17 protein-coding genes are annotated in these 22825 nt (G+C 63.5%); 3 read left to right on the top strand and 14 right to left on the bottom strand.

Annotated features, from left to right (window positions below):
* Positions 1-183: 183 nt before the first annotated feature.
* Genes H5J25_RS01180 through H5J25_RS01155 form a run of 7 tightly spaced genes read right to left on the bottom strand, consistent with a single transcriptional unit; the run spans position 184 to position 4890 of the window.
* Positions 184-642, bottom strand: a complete 459-nt coding sequence (locus H5J25_RS01180) for an SRPBCC family protein (protein WP_202093957.1) — start codon at positions 640-642, stop codon at positions 184-186.
* Positions 639-1088 (bottom strand): hypothetical protein, encoded by a 450-nt coding sequence (locus tag H5J25_RS01175; protein ID WP_202093955.1) that lies wholly within the window; start codon positions 1086-1088, stop codon positions 639-641. Before H5J25_RS01175 ends, H5J25_RS01180 begins: the two co-directional genes overlap by 4 nt.
* Positions 1085-2137: a molybdopterin-dependent oxidoreductase gene (locus H5J25_RS01170; protein ID WP_318781340.1), complete on the bottom strand. Its 1053-nt coding sequence runs from the start codon at positions 2135-2137 to the stop codon at positions 1085-1087. The genes H5J25_RS01175 and H5J25_RS01170 overlap by 4 nt, the downstream gene beginning before the upstream one ends.
* Entirely contained in the window at positions 2134-2307 is a 174-nt protein-coding gene (locus H5J25_RS21260; RefSeq protein WP_318781339.1) for a hypothetical protein, read from the bottom strand. Before H5J25_RS21260 ends, H5J25_RS01170 begins: the two co-directional genes overlap by 4 nt.
* Positions 2300-2890 (bottom strand): NADPH-dependent FMN reductase, encoded by a 591-nt coding sequence (locus H5J25_RS01165; protein WP_202093953.1) that lies wholly within the window; start codon positions 2888-2890, stop codon positions 2300-2302. Before H5J25_RS01165 ends, H5J25_RS21260 begins: the two co-directional genes overlap by 8 nt.
* Before the next feature lie 27 nt (positions 2891-2917).
* A complete protein-coding gene (locus H5J25_RS01160; RefSeq protein WP_202093951.1) occupies positions 2918-3985 on the bottom strand; it encodes an LLM class flavin-dependent oxidoreductase in 1068 nt (355 codons plus the stop codon).
* Complete coding sequence (locus H5J25_RS01155; protein WP_225883265.1) at positions 3982-4890, bottom strand: aldo/keto reductase; 909 nt, start codon at positions 4888-4890, stop codon at positions 3982-3984. Before H5J25_RS01155 ends, H5J25_RS01160 begins: the two co-directional genes overlap by 4 nt.
* A gap of 63 nt (positions 4891-4953) precedes the next feature.
* Between H5J25_RS01155 and H5J25_RS01150 the strand changes: the two genes are divergently transcribed.
* Positions 4954-6003 carry a Gfo/Idh/MocA family protein gene (locus H5J25_RS01150; RefSeq protein WP_404829600.1) on the top strand — a complete coding sequence of 350 codons (1050 nt, stop codon included), beginning with the start codon at positions 4954-4956 and terminating at the stop codon, positions 6001-6003.
* 97 nt (positions 6004-6100) lie between these two features.
* Positions 6101-8479 carry a TonB-dependent receptor gene (locus tag H5J25_RS01145; protein ID WP_202093948.1) on the top strand — a complete coding sequence of 793 codons (2379 nt, stop codon included), beginning with the start codon at positions 6101-6103 and terminating at the stop codon, positions 8477-8479.
* Between the two features lie 173 nt (positions 8480-8652).
* Here the strand turns inward: H5J25_RS01145 and cyoD are convergent, their stop codons facing one another.
* The 5 genes from cyoD to H5J25_RS01120 form a co-directional block, all read right to left on the bottom strand.
* Complete coding sequence (gene cyoD, locus H5J25_RS01140; protein WP_202093947.1) at positions 8653-9060, bottom strand: cytochrome o ubiquinol oxidase subunit IV; 408 nt, start codon at positions 9058-9060, stop codon at positions 8653-8655.
* Positions 9057-9710, bottom strand: a complete 654-nt coding sequence (gene cyoC, locus H5J25_RS01135; protein WP_225883264.1) for a cytochrome o ubiquinol oxidase subunit III — start codon at positions 9708-9710, stop codon at positions 9057-9059. Before cyoC ends, cyoD begins: the two co-directional genes overlap by 4 nt.
* Positions 9707-11746 carry a cytochrome o ubiquinol oxidase subunit I gene (gene cyoB, locus H5J25_RS01130; protein WP_225883263.1) on the bottom strand — a complete coding sequence of 680 codons (2040 nt, stop codon included), beginning with the start codon at positions 11744-11746 and terminating at the stop codon, positions 9707-9709. Before cyoB ends, cyoC begins: the two co-directional genes overlap by 4 nt.
* A 24-nt stretch (positions 11747-11770) precedes the next feature.
* Positions 11771-12643: a ubiquinol oxidase subunit II gene (gene cyoA / locus H5J25_RS01125; protein WP_225883262.1), complete on the bottom strand. Its 873-nt coding sequence runs from the start codon at positions 12641-12643 to the stop codon at positions 11771-11773.
* 323 nt (positions 12644-12966) lie between these two features.
* Positions 12967-15132 carry a penicillin acylase family protein gene (locus tag H5J25_RS01120; protein ID WP_404829560.1) on the bottom strand — a complete coding sequence of 722 codons (2166 nt, stop codon included), beginning with the start codon at positions 15130-15132 and terminating at the stop codon, positions 12967-12969.
* Positions 15133-15469: 337 nt separating this feature from the next.
* On the opposite strand from H5J25_RS01120, the gene clpB reads away from it, so the two are divergent.
* Entirely contained in the window at positions 15470-18049 is a 2580-nt protein-coding gene (gene clpB, locus H5J25_RS01115; protein ID WP_202093946.1) for an ATP-dependent chaperone ClpB, read from the top strand.
* Between the two features lie 133 nt (positions 18050-18182).
* Here clpB and H5J25_RS01110 read toward each other — a convergent pair whose 3' ends face one another.
* Complete coding sequence (locus H5J25_RS01110; RefSeq protein WP_202093945.1) at positions 18183-21155, bottom strand: TonB-dependent receptor plug domain-containing protein; 2973 nt, start codon at positions 21153-21155, stop codon at positions 18183-18185.
* A 748-nt stretch (positions 21156-21903) separates the two neighbouring features.
* A complete protein-coding gene (locus H5J25_RS01105) occupies positions 21904-22818 on the bottom strand; it encodes a M23 family metallopeptidase (protein ID WP_202093944.1) in 915 nt (304 codons plus the stop codon).
* Positions 22819-22825: the final 7 nt, after the last annotated feature.

Below are 22825 nucleotides of genomic sequence, written 5' to 3'. Positions count from 1 at the left end.
CTGACCCGCTACCGATCGCTCGGCCCTGGCCTGCCGGCGTAACTCTCAACCGACGCCCCCGTTCGTTTCGAGCGTAGTCGAGAAACCTGCTCCGTGGTCCGCGTGACGTGTTTCTCGACTACGCTCGAAACGAACGGGGTTATTTTTGGGCAAGCGTCCGGATCGCTGCCGGATCGAACGACTTCAGGCCGCCAGCGCTTCCAGCCAGCGTTGGTGCCAGTGTTCCATACGGCGCGGGAACAGCCGGCGGGCGATGCGGGCGAGCCAGCCGTGTTGCGTTTCCTCGGTCAGGATCGTGCAGCCGCCATCGGGCAACGGAGTGATGAGCCAGGCGTGATAGGCGCGGACGCCGGTGCTCTGCGCGAACCAGGCAAGCCGCGTTTCGGGTTCGAACTCCACCACGCGCGTGTCGAGCGAGACGCCGAACGTCTTCCAGTGGAAGCGCGCATCGGCGAACAGGTCGGCACCGCCGCCTTCGATCACCACGTCCTGCGCATTGGCATAGGTGGCGGACCATGCGGTCGCGTGGACCAGCCGGGTCCAGACGATCTCCGGCGCGGTGGTCGTCTCGATCCGGTTGACGACATGGATTGGGCTTTCCGAAGGGTTGAAGCCAGCCGGCCAGACGATACCGCCCGTCACTTCGCCGGGGCCTGACCCGGCGCGGTTGGGGCCGGCGCGACCTGCCCCGGCGTCATCTGGGTCGGCAAGGCAGTCAGCGCGGCGATCAGCGCCGTGTCGTCCGCTGGCGCGATCGGGGCCTTGTAGACGCCGCGCATCTTGTCGATCGTCGCCTGCCACTTTTCCGCATTCAGTTGCGGCTGGGTCAGGATCATTTCCGGCGAATGGCATGCGGTGCAGTTGGCGGTGATCAGCGCGCTGCCGGGCGTATCGGGCAAGGCGGCGGTCTCGTCCGGCAACGTGATGCTGTCCGACACCAGGGTGACCCCTCCGCCGGATACCGCCGATCCGAGCGCCGCGACGGGCGGGGCGGCGACGGGATCGACGCGGTGGATGAAGGCCAGCCAGCCGAAGACGAGCACGGCGAATACCGCCAGCGCGGACAAGGCGATCGTGCGCCCGGTCATGCCGCCGTCACCGCGATGCTCTCGATCGCGTTGCGCATGAAGCCGGCCGGGTTCCAGATCGGCTGCTGCACCTGAGTCTGGCCCGCGGCGTTGGTGCAGCGGACGGCGATCGTATAATTGCCCGGCGCTTGCGGCGGAACGGTCGCCTCCCACAGGCGGAAACCGTATTTGCCGTGATCCGGGCCGAGCGGGGCCGCGTGCCAGCTTCGCCCGCCATTCATCGACAGATCGACGCGGGCGACCGCGCTGGTGCCGCCCATCGCAAGGCCGCGAATGTAGAAAGGCGATCGCGCGACGACCTTCGCCCCGTCCGCGATGTTGGTGAAGAAAGCGCGGGGGATCATGCGGTTTATGGGAACGGTCGGGAAATCCTTCGCGCCGGGCACGACGTTCGCGCCGGGCGTGTCGGGAATGCGGTAAGCCTTGTCCATCCAGTATCCGGTGTCGGGCGTGTCCAGCACCTCGATCCGGTCGAGCGCCTTGACCCAATAGGTGGAGTACCAGCCCGGCACGACCAGCCGCAGCGGAAAACCGTTGAGCAAAGGCAATTGCGCGCCGTTCATCTGGAATGCGACCATCACTTCGCCGTCGCGGGCGTGATCGATCGAGATCGATTTCTCGAACGCGGCGGCACCGGGCGGCGGCTTGTCGAGCCCGCCGACGCGCACCGCGACCGCGCCCGGCGCGACACCCGCCAGATCGAGCAGGTGGCGCAGGCTGACGCCGACCCATTTGGCATTGCCGATCGCACCATTGCCCCATTGCGCGCCCGGCACGCGCGGGAAGAAATGGCCGCGCGAATTGCCCGAACACTGGTTGATCGCGGCGATTTCGACCCGCGGCATCGTCAGCAATTGCGCAAGCGAGATGCTCAGCCGCCGCCGCACCGCACCGCCGATATTCAGGCGGAAGCGACCGACATCCACGCTGGTCGGGATGTCGCTGTAATGCCAGCGCACGAAGAAGCGGTCGTTGGGGGTGAAGACGTTGCCGTCCAGCGCGTCCATCGGCGTTTCCAGCAACGGTGCGCGGCCGCGTTGCAGGATCATGTCGCCCTTGCCGGGAAATCCCCCGCGGTGGCGCGGGCATCGTTGCCGCCGGGCAGGCCCAGCCTCACCAGCGCCTGCGACCAGGCCGGAACGGTGACGATGCCCGCCCCGCCGATCCCGATCAGGCCGATCGCGCGCCGACGATCGTACAAGCCGGACAGGTCAGCCATTGGTTTGCAGGCTGAGCGGCGCGAACCGCGCGACCTGTTGCCCGACCATGTACAATTGATCGATCACCGACTGATCGTTCGCACCGCCTTCGTCGTCGAACTTGGTGATCTGCGTGTTGATCGCGGCGGCGAACGGGGTCGGCCAGCCGCGCAGCGCGTGGACGATCGATCGCAGCGCGGCGATCGTGCTGCCGGTCGCCTGCCATCCATAGGCCGTCGCGATCAGCCCGACGGGCATGTCGGCGAGATACGGCCGCTTCGCGTCGCGCGCCGTTTCCTCCAACAGGTCGAGCGCGTTCTTCACCACGCCGGAAATGCTGCCGTGATAGCCGGGCGACGCGATGATCAGCGCGGATGCCTTGCGCACCGTCTCGACGAAATCCGTCTCGTCGGGCGTGCGCGTCGCGGCCTTGGGATCGTAGAGCGGCAGGCGCCCCATCTCCACGCCGCCGAACATGCGCGTCCGGAACCCCTGTTTCGCGGCGGATTCGAGCGCGATCTTCAGCGCACGCTCGGTCGAGGACATCCCGCCGATCGTACCGCCGATGCCGACGACGAGCGGTTGGTCTTCGCTATCTGCCACGTATGTCTCTCCTGATCCCCCCTCCTGTTAGCGCGTCAGCGGGGCGTGGTCGATATTGGGCAGGACGTGGCGGGCAAACAAATCCGCCTCCGCCGCATGCGGGTAGCCGGACAGGATGAATGCCTCGATCCCCATGTCGCGATACGCGTTGATCTTGGCGAGCACCTGATCCGGATCGCCGACGATCGCCGCGCCGCAGCCGGAGCGGGCACGGCCGACGCCGGTCCACAAATTCGCCTCTGCATAACCATCGTCCGCGGCATTCTCACGCAGCGCGGCCTGCGCTGCGACGCCGGTCGAGGTGGAATCGAGCGATTTCGCGCGGATCGCCGCACCCTCCGCGTCGTCCAGCTTCGACAGCAGGCGATCGGCGGCGGCGCGCGCCTCCGTCTCGGTATCGCGGACGATGACGTGCGCGCGGTAGCCGAATTTCAGCGTGCGGCCATGCGCGGCGGCACGCGCGGTCATGTCGGCGATGATCGCGGCGACGTTTTCCTGCTTGTCGGGCCACATCAGGAACACGTCGCAGCCCTTCGCCGCCGCCTCGCGCGCATCCGGCGACAGGCCACCGAAATACAGCAAAGGCGCTTTGCCATCGACGGTGCCGATGCGCGGCGGATCGACCTTCAGCTTCCAGAATTCGCCGTCATGATCCAGGCTTTCGCCGTTCAGCAGCGTCTTCAGGATATGCATCGCCTCGACCGTGCGGGCGTAACGCGGCGCGCTGGCCAGCGTCTCGCCGGGCAGGTCGCTGGAGATGATGTTGACGGTCAGGCGGCCACCGAGAAGGCGATCGATCGTCGCGATCTGGCGTGCAAGCTGCGGCGGCCAGCTTTCGCCGATGCGCACCGCCATCAGCAACGCCATGCGGCGCAGCATCGGCGCGATCGCCGATGCAAACGCCGTGGTGTCGATGCCGAGCTGATAGCCCGAGGGCAGCAGGATATTGTCGAACCCGCCGGTTTCCGCCTGCATGACGATGTCGCGGCAATGCTCCCAGCTGGATTTCAGCTTGGCATCGGGCACGCCCAGGAATTCGTAATCGTCGTCGCACAATGCGGAGAACCAGCTGATCTCGCAGGCAGGACGCGTCATGGCAGTTTCTCCCCACGCGAGGCGACCAGCACCTCATACCATTCGGCCCGCGTCCATTGCACCTTGTGGACGTCGCTGATCTCCGCGATGCGGCCGACATTCTGCGTACCGACGATCGGGATCACCTTCGCCGGATGCGCCATGATCCAGCTATAGGCGGCGGTCGTGCGGCTGACGCCGGTGGCATTCGCCTTCGCATCCAGCGCTACCGCGACGGCGCGTTCGCGCGCGGTGCCCGGCTCCGCGATGCGACCGCCACCCAGCGGCGACCAGGCGAGCACGGCGATGTCGCGTTCCATCGTCAGGTCGAGCAGACCCGAGGTGATCGGATCCAGTTCCAGCGGCGAGAATTCGGGCTGCACCGTGGCCAGCGGGATCGACAGCATGGTGGCCAGCGCAGTCGTCTGCGCCAGCGTATAGTTGGACACGCCGACGGCACGCACCTTGCCCGACGAAACCATCTTCTCGAGCGTGGCGGCGACCTCCTGCGGGTGCGCCAGAATGTCCGGGCGATGGATCTGGTACAGGTCGACCCGGTCGGTCTTCAGCCGCCGCAGCGAATCGTCCAGCGCCTTTTCCAGATACGCCGCACTCGAATCGTACGGCACCGGCGGGGTGATGCCGCCCTTCGTCGCGAGCACCATCCGGTCGCGCAGGCCCGGCGCGCCGGCGAACACCTCGCCGAGCAGCGACTCGGCATCGCCGAAGCCGTTTTCCCCATCGAAGCCGTAGATATCGGCGGTATCGAACAACGTAACGCCGGCATCGAACGCCGCGTCGATCAGCCCCCTGCCCTCGTCCACGGAGACGCCGGCAAAGCGCCACATCCCCCATGCAATCGGTGAGACGAGCAATCCGCTCTTGCCGAGCGGACGCATTTCGGGTGTAAGGTGTGTTTCAGACATCGTTGTCATATAAGGGCGAGACGCGTGGGAGAGCAAGTACGATATGGGTTGGTCGGCGCCGGCATGATGGGCGTCGAACACATCACCAACCTCGCGATCACCCCCGGCGCGGTGATTACCGCCCTGGCGGATCCGACCGGAACCTCAATCGACTGGAGCATGAAGGCGCTCGGCGAAAAGGGCGCTTCGGTCGCAACGTTCGGCACGGCGGAGGAGCTTGCTAAGAGCGGCCTCTGCGACGCGGTGATCGTCGCCAGCCCCAATTATACGCATCGCATGGTGCTGGAGCCCCTGTTCGACGCGGCGCTCAACATCCTGTGCGAAAAGCCGATCGCGACGACGATTGAGGATGCGCGCTGGATCGTCGATCGCGCGGAGGCATCGGACAAGGTGTTCTGGACCGCGATGGAATATCGCTACATGCCGCCCGCCGCCGATTTCATCCGCGAAATTCATGACGGCCGCATCGGCAAGCTGCAGATGCTGTCGATCCGCGAACATCGTTTCCCGTTCCTCGAAAAGGTCGCCGACTGGAACCGGTTCAGCCGCAATACCGGCGGAACGATGGTCGAGAAATGCTGCCACTTCTTCGACCTGATGCGCCTCGTCACCGGGGCGGAGGCGGTGCGCGTCTATTGTTCGGGCGCGATGGACGTGAACCATCTGGACGAACGCTATGACGGCGAGACGCCCGACATCATCGACAACAGCTATACGACGGTCGATTTCTCGAACGGCGTGCGCGCGATGCTCGACTTGTCGATGTTCGCGGACGGCGCCGAGAACCAGGAGGAAATCACCGCGGTCGGCGACAAGGCGCGTCTCGACGTGCTGATCCCCGAGGGCGCGATCGTTTATTCGCCGCGCGTCGGTTTCCGCAACGACAAGAAAGTCGAACGGCGCGTCGTGGAGGTCGATCAGGCCGCGCTGGACGCCGGCAGTCATCACGGGTCGACCTTCTACGAACATCAGAAGTTCAACGCCGCGGTGCGTGGCGAAGGGGCGGTCGAAGTGACTGCACGCGACGGTTTGATGGCGGTGGCGATCGGCACGGCGGCGGAAATCAGCGCGCGCGAACACCGCGTCGTCGAAATGAGCGAATTGGGTTTCTGAAAAGACGGGCTTTGCCGCGACAAAGCCTGATTGCGCTGTCAGAACGCGAACGAGAACAATATCCCATCGAACGAATGGGATTTCAGTGGAGGGAATAATGAAGGCACTTTATCTATCCGGAGCGGCGCTGTTCGCTTTGGTCGCCAGCCCCGCCGTGGCGCAGGTCGCCCCCGCGACCGCGCCCGCCGATACCGCCGCCACGCCGGCGGCCGAGGACGCCGCGCCCGGCGAGATCATCGTCACCGCGCAGAAGCGCAGCGAACGCCTGCAGGACGTTCCGGTCGCCGTGTCGGTCGTGTCGGGCGATGCGCTCGCCGCACAGGGCAAGGTCAGCCTGGAGGGCGCGCAATATCTCGTCCCGACGCTGAACTTCCTGAAATCAGGCACGACGCTGAACCAGTCGCTGTTCCTGCGCGGCGTCGGCACCGCGACCTTCTCGATCGCGGGCGAGCCGTCCGTATCGACCGTGGTCGACGGCGTCGTCTTCGCACGCGCGGGTGAAGCGTTCGGCGATCTGGTCGATATCGACCAATTGGAAGTGCTGCGCGGCCCGCAGGGTACGCTGTTCGGCAAGAATGCCAGCGCGGGCGTGATCAACATCATCTCGAAAAAGCCGACGCGCGATTTCGGCGGTTATGTCGAGGCGGGCTTCTTCACCAAGAGCGAGTTCCGCGGCCGTGCGGTCGTGAACCTGCCGCTGGGCGAAAACGTGCGGTCGCGCGTCACCGGCTTCTACAATTCGTACGACGGCAACATCTACAACCGCGCGGTCGACAAGACGGTCAACGGCTTCAAGCATTATGGCGGACGCTTGCAGATCGATGCAGATCCCACGTCCACGCTAAAGCTGAGCTTCATCGCCGACTATCACCGCAACGACGACGATTGCTGCGGCGAAGTGATCGCCACGCCGCCGATCAACACCGCGACGGGCCTTCCCACGACAAACATCTCGTCCGGTGCGCTGCCGACGCCGAGAGGCAATGAGGGGCGCGAGATTTCGCAGGACCTCGTCACGCGCACAAAGGAAACCGGATACGGCTTCTCGTTGCAGGGCGATCTCGATCTGGGCAGCGTCACGCTGACCTCGATCACCGCCTATCGTAACTACAAGAACACCGAGATCCGCGACGGCGATTTCCTGGCCCAGGCCTATTCCGACCGGGCGACCGCGCCGCGGTCCAACCTCAACCAGCTCCACGATTTCGGGCCGCAGACCGGCGATACGTTCAGCCAGGAATTGCGCCTGACATCGTCCGGTCGCAACTTTATCGATTATGTCGTCGGGGCCTTCTACTCCCGCGCGAAGAGCGAACGCATCTTCACCCGCAACGACGTCACCTGCGACCAGGCGACGGCTCCCACCACCCTGATCGCTTGCGGCAGTGCCGGCGCGCCCGCGACGACGTTCCCGACGGGCACGGCGGACTTCGGTTCGACCTTCGACAACCTTGCCTTCTTCGGTCAGGGCACCGTCAACGTCGCCGAACGCTTCCGCATTATCGGGGGTCTCCGCTATTCAAGCGACCATCTGGACGTGTTCCACAAGCGCGTGACCGGGCTGGCGGGACCGGGAATCCAGCCCAATTTCGATCAAGGCGTCTACAATAACGGACTTGGCGGCGGCATTTCGAACGGCATCCCGTTCACCGCGAAGACCAGCAACGACAATTTGTCGGGCAAGGCGGGCGTACAATTCGACGTGTCGCGGGATTCGACCGCCTATGCGAGCTATTCGCGCGGTTATAAGGGCCCGGCCTACAACGTATTCTTCAACCTGACCGCTACCGGCACCAACGTGATCGCGCCGGAAACGTCGGATGCCTACGAACTCGGCCTGAAGAACACGCTGGCCGGTGGCAAGCTGGTGCTGAACCTCGCCGCCTTCTACGCCAAGTACCACAATTTCCAGGCGAACAACCCGGATCTGGTCGCTGGCGTGGTCGTCACGCGCTTCACCAACGCCGGTGAAGTCTCGACCCGTGGCGTGGAACTGGACGCGATCCTGCGTCCGGCGCGCGACTTCAGCCTGTCGGGCGGCGTCGCCTATACCGATGCGCATGTCGACCAGTTCAACGCGCCATTGGGCGCCGCGGTGGTCCCGTCGGGCACGCCGCTCGGCTTCGCGCCGAAGTGGAAGGGTAATCTCAGCGCCGATTATCGCTGGCGTACGGGCGGGGCGTTCGACGTGACGCTGGGCGCGCAGGGGTCGTACCAGAGCAAGCAATTATCGCTCTTCTCGGCCGATGCGGTGCAGCGCCGGTTGGGGACGATCAAGGGCTATGGCCTCGTCAATCTCAGCGCCGGGATCACCTCGACCGACGATCATTACCGCCTGACGTTCCAAGTGCGGAACCTGTTCGACCAGAGCTTCGCCGCGTCCATCATCAACGGCGGCCCGGGCCAGGCCTATCGCTACCAGATCCCGCGCGACGCGGATCGCTATTACGGCGTGACGGGCCGGGTCAGCTTCTGATCCGATCCCCTGCCCGCCGGCCCGGTGACGGGTCGGCGGGTAAGCGTTCACCCGCAACGCCGTTCGTTTCGAGCGTAGTCGAGAACCCTCTCGATAGTTCGTGCGGCCTGTTTCCCGACTTCGCTCGAAACGAACGGAGCAGGGGGACGCGCTCCTGCCGGGTGGGGCAGTCCCTAGCGCTGCATCTGCTGCATCATGTGCGCCGGCATCGTATTATGGTTCAGGTTTGCCATGATCCAGATCGACCCGATCAGCACCAGGGCGACGATCAGCACCCCGAATGCCAGCGCCAGCACGTTGTTCGCATTGTCCGGCCCGGTCGTGATGTGCAGGAAGAAGACGAGGTGGACGCCCATCTGCGCGATCGCCAGCGCGACCAAAGCGACGGGGATGCCGGGGCCATAGATCACGCCCGACCGCAGGGCCCAGAAGGACGCGGCGGTCAGCACCGCCGCCAGCACCAGCCCGATGACGTAACCGCGAACACGCCGCGCGATCGCCTGCGGATCCTGCGTATCCTCTCCAGGCGCGAGATCGGTGCCGGTCTCGTCGCGGCGGCGTTCCCTGTCATGACCGCTCATGCGCCCGCCCCCATCAGATAGACCATCGTGAACACCGCGACCCAGATGATGTCGAGCGCGTGCCAGAACAATGCGAAGCATTGCACGCGCCGCTCGATATCGTCGCGAAAGCCCTTCGCACCGACCTGCGCCATCATCGTCGTCAGCCAGATCAGACCGAGCAGCACGTGCAGCCCGTGGCAACCGACGAGGGCGAAAAAGGCCGAGAGGAACGCGCTGCGCGATGGCCCCGCGCCCTCGCCGATCAGGTGCGCGAATTCATACGCCTCCAGCGCGAGGAAGCCCGCGCCGAGCACGAACGTCGCCGCCATTGCGCCCTGGAACCAGCGCATGTTGCGCGCGGTGAGCGCGATGCCCGCCATGCCGCAGGTGAAGCTGGACAGCAGGAGCAACGCCGTCTCGGTCGCGACGAGCGGAAGCTCGAACAGGTCGCGCCCCGCAGGGCCGCCCGCCGTCGCGCCCGACAGCACGGCGTAACCGGCGAAGAACCCCGAAAACAGGATGAAGTCGGACAGCAGGAAGATCCAGAAGCCATAGGCGACGACGATCCGTTTGGGCGCGGGACCCTGCTCGCTGATCGGCACGTTGTCGTCATGGCCGAGATTGTGGGGATCCTCATCCCCCATCTGGCCGGCGGCTGGGTTGCTCATGCCACCTCGCCTTCGCTCAAGCCGAGCAGCTTTGCCTTGGCGCGGCGGCGGTCGCGGTCATGCGCTTCTAGGTCGCGCGCGTGGATTTCATATTCCGGATCGTCCCGCCAGGCGAAGACGACGAACGTCGCCCATGCCCCGACGAACCCGAGCGCGACCAGCCACCAGATGTGCCAGATCAGCGCGAAGCCCATCGCGGTGGCGAAGAACGCGCAGACGACGCCGGTCGGCGAATTCTTCGGCATCTCGATATCAGCGTAATCGGGCAGGTCGCTCAGCCTCTGACGTTCGCGCGCCAGTTCCTTCACGCCCCAATAGGCTTCCTCGCCCTCGACATCGGGCAATACGGCGAAGTTGAATGCGGGCGGTGGCGATGTCGTGATCCATTCCAGCGTGCGCCCGTCCCACGGGTCTCCCGTCGCGTCCGCCAGGTGCTTGCGGTTGCGGATGCTGACCGCGATCTGGATGATCTGGCACGCAATCCCGCCGGCGATCAGCACCACGCCGATCCCCGCGACGATCAGCCAGGGCTGCCATTCGGGCACGTCATAGCGTTGCAGCCGCCGCGTCATGCCCATCAGGCCGAGGACGTAGAGCGGCATGAAAGCGACGTAGAAGCCGCTGATCCACAACCAGAAGGCGCGCTTGCCCCAAGTCTCGTCCAGCTGGAATCCGAATGCCTTGGGCCACCAATAGGTCAGCCCCGCAAACGCGCCGAACAGCACGCCGCCGATGATCACGTTGTGGAAATGCGCGACGAGGAAGACCGAATTGTGCAGCACGAAATCGGCCGGCGGCACGGCCAGCAGCACGCCCGTCATCCCGCCGATCACGAACGTCACCATGAACCCGACCGACCACAGCATCGGCGTGGTGAACCGGATCCGCCCGCCATACATGGTGAACAGCCAGTTGAAGACCTTCACGCCGGTCGGCACCGCGATGATCATCGTCGTCACGCCGAAAAAGCCGTTGACGTCGGCCCCCGCGCCCATCGTGAAGAAGTGGTGCAGCCAGACCATGAAGCTGAGGATGCAGATGGCCATCGTCGCGAGGATCATCGACCGGTATCCGAACAACGGCTTGCCGGAGAAGGTGGAGACGACTTCGCTGAACACGCCGAAGGCGGGCAGGATCAGGATGTAGACCTCCGGATGGCCCCAGGCCCAGATCAGGTTGACGAACATCATCGGATTGCCGCCGAGTTCGTTGGTGAAGAAATGGAAGTCGAGATACCGGTCCAGCGTCAGCATCGCGAGCGTCGTGGTCAGGATCGGGAAGGCCGCGACGATCAGCAGGTTGGACGCAAGCGCGGTCCAGCAGAACATCGGCATGCGCGTATAGCCCATGCCGGGCGCGCGCATCTTCAGGATCGTGGTGACCAGATTGACGCCGGACAGCAATGTCCCGACCCCGGATATCTGGATCGCCCACAGATAATAATCGACCCCCACGCCGGGGGAGAAGCGCAGTTCGGACAGCGGCGGATAGACCACCCATCCGGTCTTCGCGAATTCACCCACGACCAGGCTGACGTTGATCAGCAACGCGCCGCTTGCCGTCAGCCAGAAACTGACCGAATTGAGCGTCGGGAACGCCACGTCGCGAATGCCGAGTTGCAGCGGGACCGCGAAGTTCATCAGCCCGATCATGAACGGCATCGCCACGAAGAAGATCATGATCGTGCCGTGCGCACTGAATATCTGGTCGTAATGGTCGGACGGCAGATAGCCGCCATTGCCCATCGCGATCGCCTGTTGCGACCGCATCATGATCGCGTCCGAAAACCCGCGCAGCAGCATCACCGCGGCGAGCAGGCAATACATCACGCCGATCCGTTTGTGATCGACCGACGTGATCCATTCGCGCCACAGATACGGGAAATAGCCCGATCGCCACACCCAGAACAGCAACGCGCTGAGCCCTACCGCGACCACGCCCGACGCGACCATCGGCAATGGTTCGCCGAACGGTATGGCGTCGAGGCCGAGCTTGCCGAACACAAGGCTGGTCTGCGGGGCGACGTCTGGATTCATAGGGGCGGCTTCATAGGGGCGGCTTCATTGCTGGCGACCATCCTTTGCGCGCTTCGCCGACAGCGTGCCGGAATCCTTCACCACGGCATCGAACAGGCCGGGCGCGACCGCGCGGTAGGTGTAGGGGGCGACGTTCTCGCTGTCCTTCAGCAGGGCGAGATAGCCGGCGCGATCGAGCAGTGGCCCGGAACGCTTCGCCCCCGCGATCCATCCGGCGAATTGCTGCGCTGACACGGCGTCCATCCGGAACATCATGCCGGGAAAGCCGCGCCCGCTATAATGTGCGGACAGGCCTTGATAGCTGCCGGGCCGGTCGGCTTGCAGGTGCAGCTTCGTTTCCATCCCCGCCATCGCATAGATCTGTCCGCCGAGTTGCGGCACGAACAGGCTGTTCATGACGGTCGCGGACGTGATCTGGAACGCGACCGGCGTACCGACCGGAGCGACGACGCGATTGACGCTGGCGATCCCCTGATCGGGATAGATGAACAGCCATTTCCAATCGAGCGCGATGACCTGCACACGGAGCGGTGGCACCTTCGATTCGAGCGGGCGGGAGGGATCGAGATCGTGGCTGCCGATCCACGCAATCCCGCCGAGGAAGATCACGATAAGCGCCGGCACCGACCAGACGAGCAGTTCCAGCCGCCCCGAATAGGCGAATTCGGGCTTATACTCCGCCTTCTTGTTACCGGCGCGAAACCACCAGGCGAACAGCAGAGTGGCGAGGATCGTCGGAATGACGATCGCCAGCATGATCGTCAGCGAGTTGAGCAGGATGATCCGATTGCCCGCCGCGACCGGCCCCGCCGGATCGAGCACCCCCCGCGCGCACCCGCCGAGCGGCAGCGCCGTCGCCGCGTAAAGCGCGGTTCGGGAAAGGAATTTCGGACTCACGCCCGAACGCTAGGCGCGCCCGGCCGATACGGCCAGAGGGAAGCGGTAGATTTCGCTTAAGTCGGGTGCGGGTTTTCCTACGGCTCGTGAGGGTCCGGGCGGTGTGGCGTCGGCGGGCCCCGCCTCATACCAACCCACCCCCAACCCCTCCCTTCCAGGGAGGGGAAAAGTGGAGGCAGACCCTCCCTTTAAGGACGGAGGTAGAAAGTAGTGAAATACTACCGTCGCCCGCGCGCTCCCCTCCCTGAAAGGGAGGGGCCGGGGGTGGGTCGCCATCGAGGGAATGCCCCGCCGGCCTCACACCGACCCCCGACGAAACGACATCAAGGCCGGTACACACGCTCCGTATGCCCGCGCAGGTCCGCCGGGCGGAAGCGCACCGGCTTGGTCCGGTGCGCGACGAACAGGGCCGCCTGATCGGTATAATGCGGCGATCCGGGCCGCGTCGTGGCGGCGCCATAAGGCTGGATCGAGGTCGAGGACACGCGGCCTGCCTTGTCCCACGCCATGAACATCACGAAGCTGTCGCCATGTTTCACCACCAGCCGCCCGTCCGGCGCCTCGTCCCAGGTGGAGGCGGCGCGCAGCACGTCGGGGGCGCCGTCCAGCGGCAGGTCCACGGCATATTTGCCCGGCCCCTGACGCAGGCGCAGCACTTGCCCCAGCGGCGGATCGAGCCGCCCGAAATGCTTGGCCAGATACGCCGCCGCCTTGGCGAGTTCCTCGCGCGGGATCTTTTCCGGCTTGCGGACATAGTGCCACGATTGTCCCGCGCGCAGCAGGATCGCGGCCAGTGCCTCGGCCGGATTGTTGCCGTCGAAGCGCCAGTTCCATTTCGCCATCAACGCCTTGGCCGCGTCGATCTGCTTGTCGCCCTTCGCATCGACGCGTGCGAGATCGTCATACCAGCGCGCCGCCCAACTGAGCCGGCTGACGCCCGTATCGTATTTGATGCGGTGCAGGTCGGCGTCGCTGATGCTGCCGTCCTGTCCCATCAACTCCACCGCGCGCGTGCCGCGATTGGTCGTATCCGTTTCGATCCCGAGCAGCGGCGACCAATCCGCCGGGTTCATCTCCGATCCCTCGCCCGCCGACTGGAACGGCGTATTGTTGGCATTGGCGAGGAAACCCGATGCGGGGTTCACGTTGCGCGGCACCTGCGCCCACGGCACCGTCCCCGCCATCAGGTCGCGCGATGTATCGCCGGGCAGTACCTGTCGATAATCGAACCCCTGTTTGCGGTTGGGGAAGGCGGCGTTGTAGAAATAGGCGATGTTCCCGGCGGCATCGCCGTACAGGAAATTGGTCGCCGACACGCCCTGGATCGCCAGCGCCTTCTGCCACTGCGTGAAATCCTGCGCGCGCGTCAGGCGGTAATATTCCTCCACCATGCGCAACTGGTCCGCGCCGCCATAGCGCATCGCGAACGCGCCATTCCTGTTGACGATCACTGGCCCCTGCACCGCGCGGTACACGGTCTTCGGGATCGGCAGCACGAACGGCCCGAACCGGACGGGCAGCCACACGCGCGTCGATTGCAGCGGCAGCGACTTTCCGTCGAAGCGATAGTGCGTCCCGTCCTGTTCCATCGACAGTTTGTACACGTCAACCAGATCGGGGCGGTTGACCGTGTTGGTCCAGCCGAGCCGTTCGTTATGCCCCAGCACCGGATAGGGCACGCCCGGGAAGGTCGCACCCGCGAAGTTCCAGCCGGTGCCCGAATGGATCACCAGCTCGTACCACGCCACCGGCCCCTTCCACGGCTGATGCGAATTGGACACGACCCGCGTGAAGCGGTCCGCCGACCGCTTGGGCGCGACGACGAACGCGTTCGACCCGTTCATATTGCCTTCGCTGGCATCCTGCCCCGCCGGGATCGCCTTCGGATCGGGCGCATCCGGCGTCGGCCCGGCACTCTCGCGCGGCGGCGGCAGGTCGCTCGACAGCGCGCCGAGCACCTGATCCAGCCCGAAGAAGAACGGCGTCCGCAGCACGAAGCCGGTCGCGATGTCGCGCCCGTCGACCGGGAACAGCTTGCGCATCCGCACTTCGCCCGGATGACGTTCGGCATAATGGTTGAGGCCCGAGGCGTAGCCGTCCAGCAATGCACGCACGTCGGCGGGCTGCTTGTCGTAATCGCGATCCACCGTCGCCCGCGCGCCCAGCAATGCCAGCGCATAATCGACCTTCGCGCCATCCTGTCCGGTCAACGCACCGAGCCGCCCGCGCGACATTGCGATCGCTTCCTGCAAGGTCGAGAAATCATCCTCGGCATGGGCATAGGCGACGCCGTACGCCACGTCGGGGTCGGTCTTGCCGAAGATGTGCGGCACGCCGAACGTGTCGCGCGCGATGACGGTGTCGTAGCGATGCGGGGGCGGCGGTGCGGGCGTGGAGGCGGCAAGCGGCTCCCACACCATCAACCCGATCGCGACGACGACCAACAGACCGATCAGGCCAAGCAGCCCCTTGGCGACCTTGCGCATCATCCCCGACATCCCGTTCTTATCGTTGCTGTTTGCAACTGGATATTGCGCATCCAAGCTTCTGTCGAGCGGCATGGGCGGTTTCGAGAACCCATGCGGAGTGACTGCGCCCCGCCCCAGTCACATCGTCATTCCCGCGCAGGCGGGAATCCATAAACGCCGTCGTTCGCCATAAGCTCGACACGTCAGTGACTATGGATTCCCGCCTGCGCGGGAATGACGATGTTAGGGCCCTGCCGAAACTCGACTTCCTCCGACCCAAGCAGTTAAAGTATCCCCCAACCTCTTGTGTTGCATAATTACCACACTACATCGCGGTCACAATCCAACAGGGCTGATCATGAACATCGAAAAATTCACCGACCGCGCCAAGGGCTTCCTGCAATCCGCTCAGACCGTGGCGATCCGCATGAACCACCAGCGTATCGCGCCCGAACATATCCTGAAGGCGCTGCTGGAGGACGATCAGGGCATGGCCGCGGGGCTGATCTCGGCCGCCGGGGGCGATGCGAAGCGCGCGGCGAGCGAAACCGATCTAGCGCTGTCGAAGATTCCGGCCGTGTCGGGCGGCGGTGCGCAGCAGACGCCCGGCCTCGATAACGATGCGGTGCGCGTGCTCGATTCCGCCGAACAGATCGCGCAGAAAGCGGGCGACAGCTTCGTCACCGTCGAACGCCTGCTGGTCGCGCTCGCTCTGTCGCTCAACAGCGCGGCGGGCAAGGCGCTCAAGACGGCCGGCGTCACGCCCGAGGCGCTCAACGCCGCGATCAATCAGGTGCGCAACGGTCGCACGGCGGACTCCGCAGGCGCGGAGGACAAGTTCGACGCGCTCAAGAAATTCGCCCGCGACCTGACCCAGGCGGCGCGCGACGGCAAGCTGGATCCGGTGATCGGCCGCGACGAGGAAATCCGCCGCACGATCCAGATCCTGGCGCGCCGCACGAAGAACAATCCGGTGCTGATCGGCGAACCCGGCGTCGGCAAGACCGCGATCGCCGAGGGGCTCGCGCTGCGCATCGCCAATGGCGACGTGCCCGATACGCTGAAGGACCGCCGCCTGATGTCGCTCGACATGGGCAGCCTGATCGCCGGCGCGAAATATCGCGGCGAGTTCGAGGAACGGCTGAAAGGCGTGCTGGACGAGGTGAAGGCCGCCGAGGGCGACATCATCCTGTTCATCGACGAGATGCACACGTTGGTCGGCGCCGGGAAAGGCGAGGGCGCGATGGACGCGTCGAACCTGTTGAAGCCGGCGCTTGCGCGCGGCGAACTGCATTGCATCGGTGCGACCACGCTGGATGAATATCGCAAGCATGTGGAGAAGGATCCCGCGCTCCAGCGGCGGTTCCAGCCGGTCTTCGCCGACGAACCGACCGTCGAGGACACGATCTCGATCCTGCGCGGGCTGAAGGAGAAATACGAACTCCATCACGGCGTACGCATCACCGACGGGGCGATCGTTGCCTCCGCCACGCTCTCGAACCGCTACATCACCGATCGATTCCTGCCCGACAAGGCGATCGACCTGATGGACGAGGCCGCCAGCCGCATCCGCATGGAAGTGGAGAGCAAGCCCGAAGAGATCGAGACGCTCGACCGCCGCATCATCCAGCTCAAGATCGAACGCGAGGCATTGCGCCGCGAAAGCGATGCCGCGTCGAAGGAACGGCTGTCAGCGCTGGAGGGCGAACTCGCCAATCTGGAGCAGCAATCGGCCGAATTGACGACGCGCTGGCAGGCGGAAAAGGACAAGATCTCCGCCGAGGCGAAGCTGAAGGAACAGCTGGATGCCGCACGGCTGGAACTGGAACAGGCGCAGCGCGGCGGCGATCTCGCCAAGGCCGGCGAGCTGTCCTATGGCCGCATCCCGCAACTGGAAAAGCAGCTTGCCGACGCAGCCGGCGCGACCAAGGGCGCGATGCTGCGCGAGGAAGTGACCGCCGACGATATCGCCGGCGTCGTCAGCCGCTGGACCGGCATCCCCGTGGATCGCATGCTGGAGGGCGAGCGCGCCAAGCTGCTGGGCATGGAAGCCGCGATCGGCAAGCGCGTCATCGGACAGGCGCAGGCGGTGCGCGCGGTGTCGACCGCGGTGCGCCGCTCGCGCGCCGGATTGCAGGAAACGAACCGCCCGCTCGGCAGCTTCCTGTTCCTAGGCCCGACCGGCGTCGGCAAGACCGAACTGACCAAGGCGCTCGCCGAATTCCTGTTCGACGATCCGTCCGCGATGGTGCGCATCGACATGAGCGAGTTCATGGAAAAGCACGCCGTCGCGCGGCTGATCGGCGCGCCTCCCGGCTATGTCGGCTATGAGGAAGGCGGCGTGCTGACCGAAGCCGTCCGCCGCCGCCCCTATCAGGTGATCCTGTTCGACGAGGTCGAGAAGGCGCATGGCGACGTATTCAATATCCTGTTGCAGGTGCTGGACGACGGCCGCCTGACGGACGGACAGGGCCGCACGGTCGATTTCAGCAACACGCTGATCATCCTGACGTCGAACCTGGGCAGTCAGTATCTGACGCAATTGGCGGACGGCGAGGATGTGGCGAGCGTCGAGCCGCAGGTGATGGATATCGTGCGCGGGCATTTCCGCCCGGAATTCCTTAACCGGCTGGACGAGATTATCCTGTTCCATCGGCTGGGCCAGAGCGAGATGGCACCGATCGTCGACATCCAGGTCTCGCGCATCGGCAAGCTGCTGGGGGATCGCAAGATCACGCTGGACCTGACGGAAGGCGCTCGGTTGTGGCTCGGCCGCGTCGGCTACGACCCCGTCTACGGCGCAAGGCCCCTGAAACGCGCGGTGCAGCGGTATCTGCAGGATCCGCTCGCCGACCTGATCCTGCGCGGCGACGTAAAGGACGGCGCGACGGTGCGGGTGGACGAGGGCGATGGCCGGCTTGAGCTGGTGGTGGGTTGATTTTGTAAGAGATGCTTCGTCGCAAATGGAACGGCGATCCCATCGAGTCTAACAAGCGATCATTTTTACATTCTACACAACGAAAAAAGGGGGACAGAGCAATCGCTCTGCCCCCCTTTTTCCGAAGGTTAGATCACAGTTTGAATTTGAAGCCCGCTGTGAAACGCCGACCGATTACATCGTAATCTGCTGCCGTCTCCAAGCCCGTAGGGGTGCCGAAGGGCGTACCTGGCAGATAGCGCGGCTTTTTGTCGAAGAGGTTGTCGATACCGAAGAAGAAAGAATAGCCACTTTTCAAATCGAACCGAGCCTGCGCGTCGTGCAGCCAGTAATCAGGCTGCGCATTAAGCGCTTCCACCGCTGGCGTATTGCTAACCGAAGGACCTGTTCCGTCGTTATAGATGTAGTTTCCGCCGCTCGTGAACGTGGTCTGCCAGCTGAAGCTGAACTCGTCGATCGAGTATGTTCCACGAACGTTGAAACGGTGAGTCGAAAAGCCGTTGCCATATGTTCCAGCCGAATCGATCTTGGCGCTGGTCGGATCAGACTGCTGTTTGTAATCAAGTAGCCACGTGTAGTTCCCGTTGAAGGAGAAGCGGTCATTACCAAGAAGATTCAACTGACGTTGATACCGTATTCCGAAATCGATACCGCTAGTTTCAAGGGTCACAACGTTGATCAACTGACCATTAACCGTTGTAACAAAGCCGGTGGATGAATCACGGGTAACCTGGCTGCAGAATACTGGCGCACCGGTAAGCAAGCACTGCTGGATCGAGAAGCTGCGTCCAAGCGACCCAATCGCATCCTCGATCTTGATGTTATAATAATCTGCTGTGAAAATCAGACCGCGAACGAGTTGAGGGCTCACCGTCACACCTAATGTGTACGTTTTGGCAGTTTCTTCCTTGAGCGCAGTATTGCCTCCGACGAAACCGTTAATCCCTTGAATATCAGCCAGCGAATACTGGAACGTACCGGTCGGGTTAGCGGTAAAGAAATTTCCAATTGCCGGGACGTTTGCACGACATGCGACTGCCTCAGGTGTTGCGGTGGCCGCCGTGATACCATCGCACGGATCCGAAACCGCCGCGAACGTTTCCGATGGCTGACTGAACAGTTCGCCGATATTCGGCGCGCGGTTGGCCACGGCATAAACACCCCGGAACCGCAGCCCCGAAATCGGCTCGAATTCGGCACCAGCGTTCCAGCTAAACACATTCCCAATCGTCGAGTAATCCGAATAACGCGCTGCGCCAATCAAACCAAGATATTTGACGAATGACTTATCCTTGAGCAACGGCACATTCAGTTCGCCAAACACTTCCTTGACGTTGAACTGGCCGACGAGATCGGGAATTTGATTGCCAGAGTTGCCACCGGTGTTGGTCAAGAAGTCAAGGTCATCAACCGTCTTTTCCTTACGGTACTCGACGCCGATCGACGCCCCAACGTCACCTGCCCATAGAGCAAACAGCGGACCCGCGATATTAGCAGACCAGACCTGTTGCGTATTTACGATATCTTCCGACTTGGCCACTTGGGACTGCACGTAAGCCGACGCGAGCGGATCGGCCGTATTGAGGCCAAAAAGATTGATCGGGACGCATCCTGCAGCACGAGCAGCGACATCGCGGCATACGATATCCGTTCCAACAACGTTGCCCGGTCCGACGCGAATGGCGTCGAGTGCATTTCGGTAGCGAGCGGCATCAACGTCTTGCGTGGTGTTAAAATCACGCAACCGACCATAGACATAGCTCGCTTCCCAATTGAAACGATCCGCAATTTCGCCCTTGAAACCGGTCGCCACGCGAACGGTCTCACGTGATGCGCGATTAGAGCGGCTGAATACCTCGTTCTGACGTCGACGGAAACCGATGAAGCCCACATCGTTCGCCGGGTTAGCATCACTGTTCAACCCCGCGATTTGCGCAGCAACGGCCGCCGGGATGAACGGATTATCGATGTTGTAGCCCAGGCTTCCAAGATCGGCGTTCGCGATTGGCGAAGCCTCGAGGCTCGCCTGCGATTTCACGTTGGAATAGGTAGCCTCGACGAATGCCTTGATGCCATTCGTGATCTCGTAATTGGCTATGCCGGACACCAAATGCCGCTGGACTGGCACAGAAATGTAGCGAACACCGTTACGGTTGAAGCCGAAGGCGCCAGTGTTGAACCCGTCAAGGCGGGCCAAGCTATTGTCTGGATTGAAAGAGAAAAACTGATTTGCAGTGGGCAAATTCACCGCAGCGATCGCCCCACCAGTCGGGCTTAACAGCCGAAACTGACCCTGTGGCGCAAACGAGCTGAAAGAACCCAAACCACAGACTACGCCGGAGCAATCCTGGGCAGAGATAGCTCGCTGGCGCGAAAACAGACCCTCGTCACGATCATAAGAATAGTTAACAAGGATATTACCGCGACCATCACCAAGCGTCTCGCCAGCGGTTACGCTGGCGAAATAGCGTTGGGCATCGCCCTTCCCCGTCAACGTGGACTGACCGCGGACTGAGATTCCCTTGAATTTGTCGCGCAGAATGAAGTTGACGACGCCTGCAACGGCATCCGATCCGTAAACCGCCGAAGATCCACCAGTAACAAGTTCAACTCGCTCCAAGAAGTCGGTTGGTATGTTGTTGAGATCAACTGCAGAGTCACCTGCAAAGCCACCGATAAAACGGCGGCCGTTGACTAGCGTCAATGTACGTGAACTGCCGAGCGCGCGCAGATTGACCGTTGCGGTACCGGTGCCTGACGTGGAGAAGTTTGTATTCGTGCGCGTCTGCCCGATACCGACCTGCGGAAGCTCGTTCAGCACGTCCGATATGTTCTGCTGACCCTCAAGGGAAAGCTGGGTATCGTCAATAACAGTGATCGGAACGGCAGAATCGGCTTCCGGCCTTGCGATGCGCGAGCCAGTTACGACAATGTCCGTTCCAGCAGGCTCTTCTTGCCCAACAGCAACAGCTTCAGGCTGCTGCTGCGCCATCGCCGGAACGACGGAGATCGCACTTCCGGCGACACCAGCGCCTAATAATACAAATGCCTGCATAGCGGCACCGCTACGAAGCATCTTCAGCGTAGAATTCAATGAATTAGCCACGATTTACCCCTATCTGTCGCTCGCCGAATCTATAGTGATCCGCGCGAGCGGTTGCCCCAGTTCGATCAAACTTCATCAACACGGATGATTCGAACATTAACGATGGATGAAGCGGTATAGGATTGGTGTAAAGCCGACATGCTGCGCGCCGTAGAGTCTTTACAATATTTGTGTAGCTAAAATGCCACAATATGACTGTTATAACCAAGCAACACACCTGCCTATTAGTTTTCGTTGCTTTGTGTTTACTCGGCATTTTTCCGTTCTCTGCGCTCTGTTTTCGTATTTATTTTATCCATATAATTTCATGGCGATACCGCTCCTTCTTGATATCTTATCCGGAGCTTTCCCTTGGATCGTGCGGACATAAGTCGTGCGATCACGACAGGCGCCGACGTCGCCGTTCGGACTGCCTCACAAAATAAAGAGATCGAAGCTGTCGGGACACTTTTGCCCGCGTTTGCCGGTAAAACGAGTACGGGTACGAGGTCAGGGCGCCAAGGACGGTGAAGGTCGAGGCGGGTCGTCGTCCTGGTTAAGACGGTCTTGGCGAAGATGAAGGCCAGGCGATCCTCGCGACCGCGTCGCTCGCCAACAGGTTCGATGTCCGACAACGCGCCGCGCCGAACGTCGACGCAGGTGCGAGATAACAGGTTGGAGCGACGTAGCGCGCATCGCTACCGGCGATAGGGATGGAAACGAAATCGACCGCACTTTCGAAAGCGGTGGGGATCGCGATTGCGGCTGATTATCTCTCGCCGCTAACCATCGGACCCGCCAACAACAGCGGGTCGATGCGAGCGTCGCGCCATTTCATGCCCCAGTGGAGATGCGGGCCGGTGGCGCGGCCGGTCATGCCCACGGCGCCGATCACCTGGCCGCGCTTCACCCGGTCGCCGACCCGCACGTCGATCCGCGAGAGGTGCAGGAATGCGCTGTTCAGGTCGGCGCCGTGATCGATCATCAGGAGGTTGCCCTCCAGCGTGAAGGGGTGGTCGGCGGCGAGGATGACGACGCCGTCGGCCGGGGCGAGCACGGGCGTTCCGGTTGCGCGCGCGACGTCGACGCCCGAATGATAGGCGCCCGCCTCGCCGTTCCTGTAGATGCGCTGCGACCCGAACAGCGTGGAGATGCGGCCGGTGGTCGGCCACAGGAACGGCTGCCGCCACCCCGCGCTATCGACCGAAACGCGCCGCGCGGCGGCGATCTCGGCAAGTTCGGCGGGGCGGATGCGGGCGAACTCGGCCTCCGGCACCGGATATTTGGGCAGGCTGCCGAGGCGCGAGATGTTCCATTCGCGCGGTGCGATGACGAGCGCATCGGCGACGCGCCGCCCGTCCCGCAGCGTCGCGACCAACGTGGCGGACGGCCCGGCGTCGCGATCGAACGCGATCAGGAAGCGGCCGTCCGGCGCGACCGTCACCGGCGCACCGTCGAGCGTCAGCGTCGCGGTCCCGGCGGGGGCGATGCCGATCACCGTGCCGCCCTGCATGCGCGGGCCGCTATAGCTGAACGTGACCGGCCCCGCCGGGCGATCGGCCTGCACCGTCGGCGGCTCGGCGCGGGTCGAGGGGGGCACCGGCTGGACCTGCGGGCGGGCCTGCGGGACGGCGGCGCATCCGCCGAGCAGGACCAGGCCGACCGCGATCGGAATTCCCCGCATTCGTCCC

This window comes from Sphingomonas aliaeris, from assembly GCF_016743815.1.
GTDB lineage: Bacteria > Pseudomonadota > Alphaproteobacteria > Sphingomonadales > Sphingomonadaceae > Sphingomonas > Sphingomonas aliaeris.
This window is presented reverse-complemented; position numbering and strand designations above follow the sequence as displayed.